This window comes from Brevundimonas sp. Bb-A (genome assembly GCF_009394735.1).
GTDB classification, from domain to species: domain Bacteria; phylum Pseudomonadota; class Alphaproteobacteria; order Caulobacterales; family Caulobacteraceae; genus Brevundimonas; species Brevundimonas aurantiaca.
This window is the reverse complement of record NZ_CP045456.1, coordinates 1,297,411-1,311,706: the sequence shown is the minus strand read 5'-3', so window position 1 is coordinate 1,311,706 and position 14,296 is coordinate 1,297,411. Positions and strand designations below refer to the sequence as shown.

At 66.3% G+C, this 14,296-nt stretch carries 8 protein-coding genes; 6 read left to right on the top strand and 2 right to left on the bottom strand.

Features of this window, described 5'->3' with window-relative positions:
* Positions 1-201 precede the first annotated feature (201 nt).
* Together BSP_RS06460 and pelA are read left to right on the top strand one after the other, a co-directional pair.
* Positions 202-3,615 carry a TonB-dependent receptor domain-containing protein gene (locus BSP_RS06460; RefSeq protein WP_152949689.1) on the top strand — a complete coding sequence of 1,138 codons (3,414 nt, stop codon included), beginning with the start codon at positions 202-204 and terminating at the stop codon, positions 3,613-3,615.
* Positions 3,616-3,700: 85 nt separating this feature from the next.
* Positions 3,701-4,786 (top strand): pectate lyase, encoded by a 1,086-nt coding sequence (gene pelA / locus BSP_RS06455; RefSeq protein ID WP_227976063.1) that lies wholly within the window; start codon positions 3,701-3,703, stop codon positions 4,784-4,786.
* A 112-nt stretch (positions 4,787-4,898) separates the two neighbouring features.
* Here pelA and BSP_RS06450 read toward each other — a convergent pair whose 3' ends face one another.
* The gene (locus tag BSP_RS06450) at positions 4,899-7,163 is read right to left on the bottom strand and encodes a TonB-dependent receptor (protein WP_152949688.1); all 2,265 of its coding nucleotides are present in this window, start codon (positions 7,161-7,163) and stop codon (positions 4,899-4,901) included.
* 247 nt (positions 7,164-7,410) lie between these two features.
* On the opposite strand from BSP_RS06450, the gene BSP_RS06445 reads away from it, so the two are divergent.
* A complete protein-coding gene (locus BSP_RS06445) occupies positions 7,411-8,778 on the top strand; it encodes a metallophosphoesterase (protein ID WP_054764977.1) in 1,368 nt (455 codons plus the stop codon).
* 32 nt (positions 8,779-8,810) lie between these two features.
* Complete coding sequence (locus tag BSP_RS06440; protein WP_054764976.1) at positions 8,811-9,482, top strand: hypothetical protein; 672 nt, start codon at positions 8,811-8,813, stop codon at positions 9,480-9,482.
* Between the two features lie 78 nt (positions 9,483-9,560).
* Here BSP_RS06440 and BSP_RS06435 read toward each other — a convergent pair whose 3' ends face one another.
* Positions 9,561-12,854: a S8 family serine peptidase gene (locus tag BSP_RS06435; RefSeq protein ID WP_054764975.1), complete on the bottom strand. Its 3,294-nt coding sequence runs from the start codon at positions 12,852-12,854 to the stop codon at positions 9,561-9,563.
* A 531-nt stretch (positions 12,855-13,385) separates the two neighbouring features.
* Between BSP_RS06435 and BSP_RS06430 the strand changes: the two genes are divergently transcribed.
* Both BSP_RS06430 and BSP_RS06425 read left to right on the top strand, forming a co-directional pair.
* Complete coding sequence (locus tag BSP_RS06430) at positions 13,386-13,754, top strand: hypothetical protein (protein WP_152949687.1); 369 nt, start codon at positions 13,386-13,388, stop codon at positions 13,752-13,754.
* Positions 13,751-14,125, top strand: a complete 375-nt coding sequence (locus tag BSP_RS06425; protein ID WP_152949686.1) for a hypothetical protein — start codon at positions 13,751-13,753, stop codon at positions 14,123-14,125. Before BSP_RS06430 ends, BSP_RS06425 begins: the two co-directional genes overlap by 4 nt.
* The last annotated feature ends 171 nt before the right edge of the window (positions 14,126-14,296 follow it).

The window sequence follows — 14,296 nt, the reverse complement described above, 5'->3', positions numbered from 1 at the left end:
CCTTTCCCGGCCCCTTCCAATCAAACGCTGATTTTTGCCCTGGCGCTCGCCACATTTTCACCATATGACACCGGTGACATTGTCGTGCCTCACAACGGCGGGGCGGACGAATTCAAGACGATCCCCTCATCAAGAGGGGGACAGAGGATGTCGGCATCCGGCCCGCCAGAGGTCGGAGCGCGACAGCAACGGAGGGAACGGATGCACAACCAAACCACAGGACAACTGCGCGCGGCGGCGTCCCCGGCGGCGCTTCTGATCGGCGCCCTGCTGCTGGCGGCGCCCACTTGGGCCCAGGCTCAACAGGCCGATGATCAGGAGGCTACGACCGTCGATGAGATCGTCGTCACCGGGATCCGCGCCTCTCTCGCCAGCGCCCTGAGCGAAAAGCGTCGGTCGAACACCATCGTCGACGTCATCAACGCCGAAGACATCGCTGACTTCCCCGACGCCAACCTGGCGGAGTCGCTTCAGCGGATTCCCGGCGTCTCGATCGACCGCGAAAACGGCGAGGGCAATTCGATCTCGGTCCGCGGCCTTGGCGGCGACTTCACCCGCGTCCGGCTGAACGGGCTGGAGACCCTGTCCACCTCCGGCGCCAGCAGCGCCGACGGAGCCCTGCGGCGCGACCGCGGCTTCCAGTTCAACACCTTCGCCTCCGAGCTGTTCAACTCCCTGAAGGTCCAGAAGTCCGCAGACGCCCAGACGGACGAAGGCTCCCTGGGCGCGACCGTCGATCTGATCTCGGGCCGCCCGTTCGACTTCACCGAACGCCGTCTCGCCCTGACCCTTCAGGACGCCTATTACGAGAACGGCGGCAACCACAGCCCGCGCGTGGCCCTGTTGGCGTCTGACCGCTGGACCAGCAAGATCGGCGAGTTCGGCCTCTTGGGCTCGGTCGCCTACAATGAGCGTAAACAGGTCATCGACAGCTACGCCCGCCAGGTCGGCTCGATGGACTACGCCTATCGCGGCGCGACGTTCAATAACGCCGGCGCCAACGCCGCAGGGGACCCTCAAGGCTTCGCCCTGCCGATCGGCACGCCCAACTCGGCCCTGCCGCGCGTCACCAATCCCGAGGCGCGCAACTATCTGATCGGCTCGAACCCGGCCGCCTATGCCCTGATCAACGGAACGGGGAACCGCGGCTCTCTGGTTCGCATCCCGGCCCTGGCCACCCTGAATCACCGCGAGGTGGATCAGGATCGCCTGGGGGTCACCCTGTCCGGCCAATGGCGGCCGACGGAGCGGACCACGATCAGCTTCGACAATCTCTATTCGGAGATGACCCAGACCTCGACCAACTATCAGATCGGTCCGGTCGGCCTGAACCGCAACAACACGAACGGCAACCGCACCGCTACGGCCTTCAGCTATCAGACCGCGACGACCGCCAGCAACTCCAACAACAGCTACAATAACCGCCGCAGCGTGTACGCCAACTGCACCGCCCAGACCGCGACCGAGTTTCGCGACGCCATCGACTGCGGGCAGTCCCTCTATGGCAATACGCCGATCTTCACCACGGCGCCGGGCGCCACGAACCAGACTCTGGCAGCCGGCGTCGGCAGCTTCAATCCGAACAACCTCGACGTCTACGACTACTATAACCAGCCCGGCTCGGTCGGCTATGTCGCGCATCCGCAGTATCTGGCCATGCGCGGCGCCTTCATCGGCCGCCCCTCGGTGCGCCTGATCGACGCCGGCCTCAGCGAGACCGGGGCCAACGCCAACTATCTGGTGCTCGGCAACGTCGACATGCGCTCGGCCGTCGATCAGGGCTCCTATACGACCAAGTTCCGCCAGAACTCGATCAATATCGAGCATGAGTTCAGCGACCGGTTCAGCATGTCCCTGTTGGTCGGCGATTCCGAGTCGACCAATGAAAACATGGGTCTGCTCGCTGACTTCATCCGGCTGGACTCCGGCCAGGGCGTCGCAGGAAACGACTACTTCGTCTACGACGACCGCGCCGGCGGCGACATGCCCTTCATCGACTTCGGCTTCGACGTCGCCGATCCCAACAACTGGGACTTCGTGAAGGGCTATTCCGCCCTGCGCGCCTTCCGCACCGTCACCGAAAACGGCTATCAGACGGCCAAGGCCGACTTCCGCTGGGATTACAACGACTACGTCACCCTGCGTTTCGGCATCGGCAAGCGCAAGTTCGACTTCTACTATACGCGGTTCGAGCGGCTGGTCAGCGACACCATGAACCCCAGCCTGCTGGAGGGGGTCCGCAGCGGCCTGGCTCAGGCCACGACAGTGGCTGACATGGGCCAGACGGTCAGCTGGGGAGACGGTCTGAACGTGCCTGACGGCATGCCGACGTCCTTCTTCGCCCCCAATCTTCAAGCCTTCCAGAACCGCTTCGGCTTCGACTGCGACTGCATCAACGAATGGGGCGACTGGCGTCTGTCGGACCTTCGCAACGGCGGGGTCAACACCTTCTGGGTCGATGAAGAGAGCCTGTCCTACTACGGCCAGATGGATTTCAACCTGCCTCTGTTCGCCGGGACCCTGCGCGGCAACGCCGGTCTGCGGAGAGCCGAGACCAGCGTCGACTCACGCGGACGTTCGCCCAGCGGCCGCCCCATCAGCAACGACAACGACTATAACGACACCCTCCCCTCGCTGAACCTGGCGTGGGAGGTCAGCGACAGCCTGATCCTGCGCTTCGCGGCGGCCAAGGTGATGGCGCGCCCGCAGATGATGGCCTTGCAGCCCGGCGTCACCTCCTTCACGGTGCCTGTGGGCGTCGCTGGGGCGGCGGCCGAGTTCGACGGCTCAAACGCCCAGATCAGCCTGGGCAACACCAAGCTGAAACCGTTCCGAGCCACCAACCTCGACTTCAATGTCGAATGGTATTTCGCCAAGGACGCCTTGTTGTCCGTGGCCTATTTCCACAAGGAAATCGAAAGCTTCCCGCAGGTCGTGCTGCGTGAGGGCAGGCTGAGCGAGGTTTTCAGCAGCGAGCAGATCGCCAATCTTCGGGCCGCCTATGACGACCTGACCGACCTGGCCTCCGACAGCCGCCGCGCCTATATCGACGCCGATCTGCCGTTCGTCCTGCGTCAATACAATGACGCGCCGGGCGGGACCCTGTCCGGCTTCGAGGTCGCCTATCAGCAGAACTTCACCTTCCTGCCGGCGCCGTTCGACGGTTTCGGGGTTCAGGCCAACTACACCAACATCGAATCCGAGCTGGAATACATCCTCGATCCCGCGCGGAACCTGACCGGAACGGCCCCCTTCCTGGGCGCCTCGCCGGAATCCTTCAACGCGACCGTCTTCTATGAGGTGCCGCGGTGGAGCGCCCGCGTTTCGGCCGCCTATCGGGCCGCTTACCAAACCACCTATCCGCTGGCCTCGGGCGGCTGCGATCCGGGCCAGTGCGACTCGCCCCTGATCAACGACTTCATCGGCTCCAATGAGACGCTGAATGTGGACGCCGCCTTCACCTACAAACTGACCGACAACGTCACGATCACCGCCGAGGCCCTGAATCTGACGGACCAGCCGGACGAGCGCTGGGCCTATCAGGCCGATCCGCTGGTCAACAGCTATGGCAGCACAGGTCGCCAATATTTCGTCGGCGCCCGCTTCATCTTCTGAGGTGGGCCGACGCTCCCTGCCCCCTGAAGGGACGTCGCCCCGGCGACGTCCCGCTTTTTTTTGCCCTTCGATCCAGGAAAGCGCCATGCTGAGAGCCACCCTGATCCTAAGCCTGACGGCGATCGCGGGCGCCGCCTGCGCCCAGACCCCGCCGCCCGCGTCCCAACGGGTTGCAGCGGCCTCATCCATGGTCTGGGGGTCTTCGGCCGTCAGCCGTCCGGCGGGCTGGTACGGCTCGGATGAGGCGCGTCGCCTGGCCCTTCAGGTCATCGCGCATCAATCGCCCCAAGGCGGCTGGCCCAAGAACACGGATCTGTTCGCACCGCCCGCGCCGGATGCGGATCCGGCCCTGACCAACACCATCGACAACAACGCCACCACCCTGCCCCTCGCCTTTCTCGCGCGGGTGATCGAGGCCGGCGATTCGACGCCGCGCGCCGCCTTCGACAGGGGTCTCGACTATCTGCTGGCCGCCCAATATCCGAACGGCGGATGGCCCCAGTACGCTCCGCTGCGGGGCGGCTATCACGACGCGGTCACCTATAATGACGACGCCATGGTGCGGGTGCTGCGCCTGCTGGACGAGGTCGCCCAGACCAAACCGCCTTACGGCTTCGTCGACGGCGCGCGGCGCGAGCAGGCGGCCCAGGCCGTGCGGCGCGGCGTGGACGCCCTATTGAAATCCCAGGTGCGACAGGACGGCCGACGGACCGTCTGGTCCGCCCAGCACGATCCCGTCACCCTGGCGCCCGTCGGCGCCCGCCGGTTCGAGCCGGCGTCTCTGTCGGGGCAGGAAAGCGTGGGCCTGGTGCGCTTCCTGATGGGGATCGACCCGCCCGGTCCTGACGTGATCGCCGCGGTCGAAGGCGCCGTGGCCTGGTTCCGCGCCACGGCCCTCTACGACATCCGCATCGAGTCCTTCACCGACGCTGAGGGACAGGCGGACCGACGGGTCGTGCCGGCGCCGGGCGAAGGCCCGCTCTGGGCCCGTTTCTACGGGCTCGAGGACAATCGCCCGCTGTTCACCGGCCGCGACGGCGTTCCGCGCCCGGCCCTGGCGGACATCGAGCGGGAGCGCCGCGCCGGCTACAACTACTATGGCGACTGGGCGAAGACGCTGCTGGAGCGGGACTATCCCGCCTGGCGCGCGCGCCTTGCCCGGCCGAACTGACAGGGCCGGCGAAGCGAAGGCCTCGCTGGCTCTAGAGCATGATCGTTTCGGACGGAACCGCTTCGCGGTTCCGACAGAAGCGTGAATCATGCTCTCGCTTTAAGCTGGAGCCTCAGAACCGCTTGGTCAGCTGCACGCCGTAGGTGCGCGGCTCGTTGACGAAGGCGGTCAGGTTGTTGAAGTCGATCGCGCCGATGACGTTCTCTTCGTCGGTCAGGTTGCGGACATAGGCCGCCGCTTCCAGGCCGCGGCCCAGGTCGCGCCAGCCGGCCCGCAGACCGCCCTCGAAGTGCGTATCCTGCATGAACTCGACCGATTCATAGAGGAACAGGTTGAAATCCTTCTGCATCGCCCAGTCGGTCGAGGCGAAGAACTCGGTGTCGGCGCTCAGCGGCAGGACGTAGTTCAGCGTCAGATTGGCGGTGTATTCCGGCGCCTGCGGGAAGGGGTTGCCGTCGACCTTGGCGCGACGGGTCGCGCCCACGGTCACGATCGGGTCGGTGACGGTGCAGTTGGAGCCGCAGATGGCGACCAGCAGGTCGCCGTCCTTGATCTCCGTGTGGTTCCAGGCGGCGCCGGCCGTCAGGCTGAAGCCCGCACCCAGATACAGGTCGCCGTCCAGCTCCAGGCCGTAACCTTCGCCCTTGTCGGCGTTGATCAGGCGGTTGGTGTTGTCCGCCCCGCCGATGGCGGTGAACTGCATGTCGCTGACCTCATAGGCGTAGGCCGTGCCGTTCAAACGGCCGCGGCCGTCGAACAGACGGGCCTTAAAGCCGGTCTCATAGGACATGACGGTTTCGGAATCGGCCGTGGTCAGGACCGGCAGGTTGCGGCCCTGGATCGACGGACCGCGATAGCCCTTGGCCACCCGGGCGAACAGGTTGAGGCTGTCGTTGACCTCATACAGGGCGCTGACGTCCCAGCTGACCTGCTCGTCGCCGACCGAGACGGCGCCCGTCCCGCCGGCGCCGGCTCCCAGGACGATCCGACCGAAATAGTCGCGGTTGTCGTCGGTATAGCGCAGACCCGCCGTGACCTTCAGGGCCTCCGTCAGCTTGTAGCTGCCCTGACCGAACACGGACCAGGAGTCCGACTTCTGCACGATGTCGGTCACGCGCGTCGGCTGAAGCCCGCCTACGCCGTTGAAGGAGCCAGAGACCAGATTGATCCGCTCATCCCAGTAGAAGGCGCCGATCTGCCAGCCCAGGCGCGCATCGCCGTTCGAGGCCAGGCGCAGCTCGTAGGTGTTTTGCAGCAGGTCGCTGGACAGGGTGCCGGTCTCGGAGTTGAACGGCGTCTTGTAGGAGGCCGTCGCCGGGGCGCTGGCCACGCCGCCGTCGATGTCGCCGTCGCCCTGCGACCAGCCCTGGTAGGAGCCGACGATGCCGGTCAGGGTGGCGGGGCCGAAGTCATAGGCCACGCGCAGCGACTGGGACGTGGTCTTCTGCTTCTGGAAGTTGTTGCGGCCGCCGTCGTAATAGACGGTGTCCCGGTCGAAGTTGTCGTTCAGCTTGTTGGAGCCCTTGGTCAGGGCATTGGCGCGGTTCATCGTGCCCGTGCCTTCATAGTCGCGAGCCTGAAGGGTCAACAGGGTCGACAGACGCGGGGTCGGGGTCCAGGCGACGTGAACGCGGCCGGCGATGTCATCAAAATTGCCCAGGTCGTCCTTGTCCGGATTGGCGAAGGACGGGTTGTAGGCGTTGTTCACCCAGTCCTCGCGGTGGTTCCACAGGAAGGCGCCGCGCACCTGGAGCGTCTCGGACGCCGGCAAGGTGACGGCGGCCTCGGCCCGGGTCGAACCCAGGTTGCCGTAGGTCAGGGAGCCGAAACCGGTGAAGTCGTCCGACGGCTTGACGCTGTCGATCTTGATCACGCCCGCCGGGGTGTTGCGGCCGAACAGGGTGCCCTGCGGTCCGCGCAGCACTTCCAGCTGCTGCACGTCGAACAGCGGAAAGCCCTTCAGATAGACGCTTTCCAGAACCACGTCGTCCAGCACCACCGAAACCGGCTGGGAGGCGGTGAAGTCGAAGTCCACATTGCCCAGGCCGCGGATGTAGAAGCGCGGCGCATAGCGGCCGTTCGAGCTTTCGACCTGAAGGCTGGGCACGCGGCCCGACAGGGCCAGAACGTCGGCGCCGCCGGCCGAGATGTCCTGCAAGGTCTGGGGCGTCAGGGCGGAGACGGCGAAGGGAACGTCGCGGATGTTCTCGCTGCGACGCTGGGCGGTGACGACGATGTCATCGACGCCGGCCGGTTCGGCGGCGGTTTGCGTCTGGGCCTCGGTCTGGGCCTGGGTCTGAACCTGAGCGAGGGCCGAGCCGGCGCTCAGCAGGGCGATGCTGCTGACGGTGGCGGCCAGAAGGGCGGGACGAAGCATGGCTGAACTATCCTTGGCGTCGTGGGGAGGAACGATCGCGCGACGCCGTAAAGCTTCGAAAAGGGAATCGCCAGCGTCAGACGGGCCGCTTTGTTGAAGCTTTGAAGACGCGGACACAGCGGTGTGACAATCGACTTCAGACAAGGCGCCGCGCGGCCCCCCAGTCTTGTTCGAACAAGGTTGAAGTGCGACGATGTAAGGGTGCGTCCCTCCGCTGCGCGCCCCTTCCCCATATCCTGGATTGCGAATGTCTCTCGTCAGGCCTTCCCGCCGCCGTCTTCTTCAACTGGCCGGGGCGACGACGCTGGCGCCGGGCCTGATCGGCCTGAGAGCGAAGGATCAGACCGAAACGATCGGCCGGGTGCTGGCCGTTTCGGACATGCATTCGGCCTATGAGCGCACCGCCCAACTGCTGGCCGCCTTTGAAACCGAGGTGCGGACCCACCCGGTTCCCCATGTGATCGCCGTCAACGGCGACCTGTTCGAACACGGCAACGCCGTGGCCGTGCGGTCCGGGGGTGTGATCGACTGGGCCTTCGTCGAGGCCCTGCCGCGCCTGGCGCCCACGGTGTTCAACCTGGGCAATCACGACAACGACCTGACCCCGGACCTGGCTGAGGTCGTGGCGCGTCTGCGGACCCTGGGCGTCCAGGTCGTCAGCACCATAGGCGACCGGCGCACGGGCGAAGGCTACGCCCCCTCTTCGACCACCCTGCCCTTCGGCGCCCGGTCCTTGCGCGTCGTGGGCATAGGGACCGACGCCCTGAACACCTATCCCAAGGTTTCTCGCGACCAACTGGACATTCCAGCCCCTGCGGACTGGGCCAGGGCCGAGCTTGCGACCGCCTTGGCGGGCGCCGATCGGATTCTGATCCTGAGCCATGCGGGTGTCGCGGCCGATCGCGACATCCTGCCCCTGCTGCCCGACGGCGGCCTGATGATCGGCGGCCACAACCATCTGCTGTTCCAGCATCAACAGGGCCGCAGCGCCTATGCCCACACCGGCTCGTGGACCAGCGCCTATACGGTCGCCGAATTCCACGCCGACGGCTCGGTCACGGCCGCCTCTCACCCAGTCGCGCTGGACGCCGCGGTCGATCAGCCCCTGGCCGAACTGATCGCGGCGACCCTGGCCGCCCAGATGACGGCGGAGGAGCGGGCCATACTGGGCGTCAGCCCCCGCGCCCTGTCGCTGGGCGACACTGGACGGAGGGTCGCGGCAGGCCTTGCCCAGGCCGCAGGCGTCGATGCGGGCTTCATCGGCCACACCACCCTGGGCGCCGGCCTGCCTGCGGGGCCGGTCAGCCGCTACGTTTTCGACGCCGTCGTGCGTTTCGACGGCCGGCTGATGACCGCCGTCGTCCCGCGTGATCGGTTCGACGCCTTCCTCGCCCGCGCCAACCAGGACCGGCCGATGCCGCTCAGCGCGCGCAACGGCGATTTCCTCTACGCCGCCGGCGCCGCGCCGACGGACGGCCCCGTGCACATCGTCACCACCGATTGGTGCGCGACCAATCAGGCCGGATATTTCGGCGTCGCCGACCTCGTCTTCGCCGAAGCGCCCGGCCTGACGGTCAAGACGGCGGCGGCGGCGGCCCTGTTGGAGCCGCATTGACAACGGCCGCCCAGCCGGAGCCAAGATGGATCATGGCGATGCGCTCGATACTGTCGACCATCCTGGCGCTGGCGGCCCTGGGACAGGCTGGGACTGCGGCTGCGCAGACGACGGGGCGTTGGACCGTCGATCAGGCCTACGCCGTCATCGACTTCCAGACCCGCCACGACGGCCGCAGCGTCGCCCAAGCCTTGGAGCGCCATCTTCGCCGTCAGGGATTCCGGGTCGTCACCCGCCGCCAAGCCTCCGGCGCCCCGCCCCGCACGCCCGGTCGTTTCACCCTGGCGGACCCGGCCGCGCCGACGGGTTTCGGGCTGGAGGGTCCGACGACGCGCGCCGCGGCGGGCTGGCTGCGGCCGGTCCGCACGGTCGTCTGCAACGGCGCCGCCTGGCGCGCCGAAGTCAGCCCGCGTCAGGTCGGGCCGGTCGGGACCCGCTACACCCTCTGTCTCTTTCCCTATCGCGACGGCGCGCGCCAGGGACTTCAGCTCGACATCTACGCCGCCGCCGTCCTGCACGGCGATCCGGAAGCGCCGATCGCGCCGCAGTCCGAAGCCGTCTCGCCCGAAGCCTTCATGCGGGGCGCGGTTCAGGCGGTCGAACAAAGGATCCGTCAGCCCGGCGCCTGGATCGAACATCGCCCGGCCAATCGCGACCGGCCCTTCTTCCTGGACGACGACGCCCTGTCCGCCGGTCCCCACTGAAGTCTTTCGACTGAGCCTGAAACGATCGCGCCCCTGACGGAGCCGTCAGGGGCGCGAAAGTCAGCGTTCAGGCGGGAATCAGAACTTGACGCTGAACCGGCCGAAGATGCGGTTGTCGCGGTATTCGTCCTTGTAGAGGCCGGTGTAGCCCATCTCCAGCGCGGTGCGTTCGGTCGCCTGGACGGTGAAGGCCAGGCCGCCGGAGATGACGTCGTCCCCCGGATTGGCGCCGTTGATCACGAAGCCGGGTCCGTCGGCGAAGGCGGCGTCGAACACGGGCCCGTCGCCGTTCAGATCGTGGGTATAGGCCAGGTGGGTCACCGCCGACAGACGCGGACGGCCCTGACCGCCGGCCAGGACGGTGCGGGTGCGGAAGCCGGCCGTGACCAGATCCGCCGTCTGTTCGACCTGGCCCGACAGGGCGGCGTCTCCGCCGACCTCGACGACGTCGGCGTCGTACTGGACATGGCTGAAGGCGCCGTAGGGTTCGAACATCGTCGCCCCGACCGCTCGGCTCCAGGCCAGTTCGCCATAGACCTGCCAGACGTCGCCGTCGTAGTCGCCGGCCAAGGCGTTGCTGAACTGATTCAGTTGAGCGGTGCGGTCGGTGCGGACGTCGGCCTTGGCCCAGGATCCGCCGACACGGACCTGGAAGTCGCCCAGGGCGCCGCCGCCGTAGACGCCGATCTGTTCGCTGTTGACACGACCCGTCGAGTTCAGCCGCGCCGACCGCAGTTTCGAACGGCTTTCGCCCAAGGCCAAGCCGATGTGAACATCGTCCGACAGCGCCTTTTCGGCCCCGACCAGATAGCCGGACGATTCGCTGCGGAAGGCCGCCAGGCCGTCATGACGCGAGCCGCGGCCGTCGCCGAAGACGCCGCTGCCCCAGACCGAAACCCCGTTGCCCGCATAGGTCTGACCGCCGGCCTGACCCCGGCCGCGGTCCGACATGGCCTCGCGGATCGCGCGCGTGTCGGACACCGCCAGGCCGGCCAGAGAGGCGTGAACCTCGCCAGTCAGGCTGGGCAGGGCGGCCTGAACCGCGGGCACGCTGGCGTCCAGCAGGGCGTTCTCCAGCGACAGGTCGCGGCTTCCGCTGGTCGCCGATCCGTTGATCATCACGTCCAGGGCTGCGCCCGCCGACTTCTGGTTCGAGTTGGCGCCTAGGGACGCCACCGTCACGTCGTTGCGGCGCACCGTCAGCGTGACCCCGTTGGTCGAATAGGTCAGGACCGGCGTCAGGAAGGCCAGATCGCTCTGCGCCCCGGTGAAGGCGCCGGTGACTGCGCCCGTCGACTGAATGATGTTCATCCGCGAGCGCAGGTTCCATTCGCCGCTGTCGGCCTTCAGCACGACCTGACCGCCCTCGAGGCGCGTCGCCCCGCCGACGTTCAGCCGCGAATAGGCGCCGCCGTTGACGCTGGAGCGGATCCACAGGAAGGAGCCCGGCTTGAAGTTGACGTCGCCGGCGACGGTCAGGGTTCCGAACGGATTGGCCCCGTCGCCCGGCGCGACCACGCCGCCGCTTTCCGCCGTCAGGTTCAGCAGACGACCGACGCCGCCGATCATGCCCACGCCGCCGACGGTGGCGTTCGAACGCAGCAGGCTGCCGTTGACGGTCAGAAGACCGCCCTCGACGCGGGTCGGGCCGCTGTAGTCATTGGCGCCGGTCAGGATCAGCTGCCCCCCGCCCTTCTTGACCAGACCGCCGATGTCATTGCCGAAGTTGGCCCGCACCTCGGCCGAATAGCGGTCGCGGGCGTCGCCGATGTTGTTGCTCCAGACATCGACGGTGCCGACCGCCACGGTGACGTCGCGGGTCGCCCGCAAAGCGGTCGGGCCGCCCAAGGCGACGTTCATCTGGGGCGCGCCCCAGCCGGACTTCAGATCGACGCCCGGCGTGTCCAGATCCCGCGAGCTGGACACCAGAATGTCCGAAATCAGGGCCGTGGAATATTCGGGGAAGTTCTCCATCAGGAGGGCGGCGAAGCCCGACACGTTCGGCGCCGCCATCGACGTGCCGGTATAGGCCGCATAGCCGGCGCCGGTGTAGCGGATGTACTGGTTCAGCACCCGCTGCAGTTCGGCGTTGGCGTATTCGAGCACGGCGCCGGAGAAGGCCGGGGTCAGGATCGCCATGTTGTTGGTCGAGACCAGCAAGCCCGCCAGGGTGGAGGTGAAGCTGTCGGGATCGCCCAGGCGGGCTCCCGCAACCAGGGTGATGGCCGCCGCTTGTCGAGCCACTTCGCGCCGTTGCGCGTCCTCGTCATAACCGGGTCCGCCGGCTTCTCGCGCGTCGAGATAGTTGTTCAGCACGACCAGAAACTGGTTCACGGCCGCAGATTGCAGGGCCGAGACGGTGGTCGCAGCATAGAGTCCCGTATAGTTCGCCCGGGGATATAGGGCCAGGATGCCGGCCCGGTCCATCGTATAGGCGGGCACGGACGAGACGACGGCCGAACCCGGTCCGGCGACGCACCAGGTCGCCGTCTGACCGCAGAAGCTGGTCGACGGGTCGGCGGCGGCAAAGCTGGAATAGTTGGCGACCGACAGCCAGTTGGAGCGCAGGCGCGGATCCGACAGGGGCGCCACGGCGTCGATGCTGGCGTGGACGCCATAGCCGTTGCCGGCCGAGAAGACCACCAGCACGTCCTTGTCCAGCACCGGCTTGTAGTAGTCGCCGTAGTTCCGATTCATCGACGCCAGAACGGTCGACAGCGACGCATTGTACGGCAGGGAAGTGCCGCTGCCCCAGCTGTTGTTGATGATGCGCACCTGCCCCGTATTGGCCAGATCGACGATGTTCTGGTTCGAGGTCGCGACGATGTCGCCGTCGATATAGACGTCCTTGAACCACAGGAAGTCGCCGGCCGCGAAGTTGGTGGTGGCGGCGTAGAGCTTGGCGCCGTAGGCGTTGCCGAACATGGGCTGACCCGCGACCCGGTCGCCGGCGATGGTGCCCGCCACATGGGTGCCGTGGCCCTCCCATCGACGACGCGGATTGATCCGCCCGTCATTGCCGTAGCCCTCGACGACCTGGGTTCGCAGCCCCGTCACCTTGCCCGCCGATCCGAACAGGGGGTGGTCCATATAGACGCCGGCGTCATTGACCCCGATCGTCTGACCCCGCCCGGTCAATCCCATGGCGTAGGCGTGCTCCAACCCCAGGAAACCCTTGGAATAATCAACCGAGAACTGGGCGTCCGCACGCCAGGAAGCCAGGGCGGTCTGATAGTTGGTCGTGCGTGTCCCATCGGCCATATAGAAGCCGCCGGCCGGCGGGGTCGGCGCCGTCTGCGCCGCCGCCGCGCCCGCCAGGACCGACACGCCCGCCGTCGCAGCCATCAGGCCGATTTTGAAACTGAAAGCCACTCTTTCCCCCTCTTCGGCCGACGGCCGAACGCTTAAGCTTGCAACCCCACGGCGCAATTCAAACACTCAATCGACCGGCGCGAGCACCGTCGTCAACACATTTCGGACAAAAGACGGGCGCGGCGTTTCGTCTTTTAGGGGATAAAATTCCGACGCGTTCTGCGCGGCCAGCCGTAGCCTTCTCCGCATTGTCATGCGCTATTCGGTTCAGCGGCGCAGGTCCAGACCATCGCCGGGCCGAAGCAACTCGCTCGCAGGGGGGGGGTAAGGAGGGAAAGCCGTGGCGGACAGAGAGGAAGTCGTTTCCTCGTTTAAAATCAAACTTTTGGCTCGACTAACGGGGACTTGGGCGCACTTTGAAATCTTTATAGATTTTTCCGCTTTGGCTAACCCGATGAACGGTCATGCCGACACGAAAAACCCCGCCAGCGTTGCAGCGCACGGCGGGGTTCAAATGGGCTTGGCACAACACTCAAGGCCGAAGGCATTCGGCCCCATGCCCTGCCCGGCCGCAACGTCGGAGGCTCGCTCATGACCCGCCGCCTCGATCCCGAAAACTTCGTCGCCGAGAAGCTGGCCTGGCATCAGCGCATCGCCAGCGACCCCAAGATCAGCCTCCAGGCCAAAGCCGTAGCAGGCTTAATCCTTCACGACCTGAACCCTTGCGAAGGCGGCGCCTGGCGCGGCCAAGAGAGCATGGCCACCAGCCTGGGTGTCAGCCCCCGCCAACTGCGACGCCTGCTCGAAGAGTTGAAGACCGCAAACTATCTCGAGATCGAGGTCCGCAAGGGACGCGGCCGCACCAATATCTGCCGCGCGACCTGCCCTACGAAAAGGCAGAGACGCCGCAAAGCCGGTCATCCGCGGTCGATCAAACCCGCGAAAAGCGGCCACTGGTGACCGCTCAAACGCCAGAAAAGCGGACATCAGCGACACGAAAACCGGTCACCAGCGACCGACAATACCTTTATGAACCCATTAAAAGATTTCGCGCCGCCGAAAACCGACGACCGGATGGCAGCGCCGGAACGCCGGCGCGGCTCATCCCGTTCGCCCAGACCGACATCCGCCAGGCGGTCGTCCAGATCGCGGGGGAAGGTGCGGCGGTAAGCTACCTGGATCACGCCAGATGGGAGCCCGATGAACGGCGCATCCTCTGCACCAGCCCCACGGCGTTCGCCCGACTGAAGGATCTCGTCGGCACGCCGCCAGCCGCGAGAGGCGTGTCTATCGCATTGCAGCCCTGCAAATCCCGTCAGCTCGCGGCCTGATGAAAAAGCGTGCGGCGAATACTCACAAAATTTACCGCAAATGTTGCGTCGATTACCCCTTACTGCGAACAGCCTATAAGGTTGCCGGCCTACTTCTAGAACAGCTGCCTTCGTCGGCTGCGCTAGCGAGGGTTAGAGCTGCCGCACTAGCTCGAGGGCATTTCAAGCAGC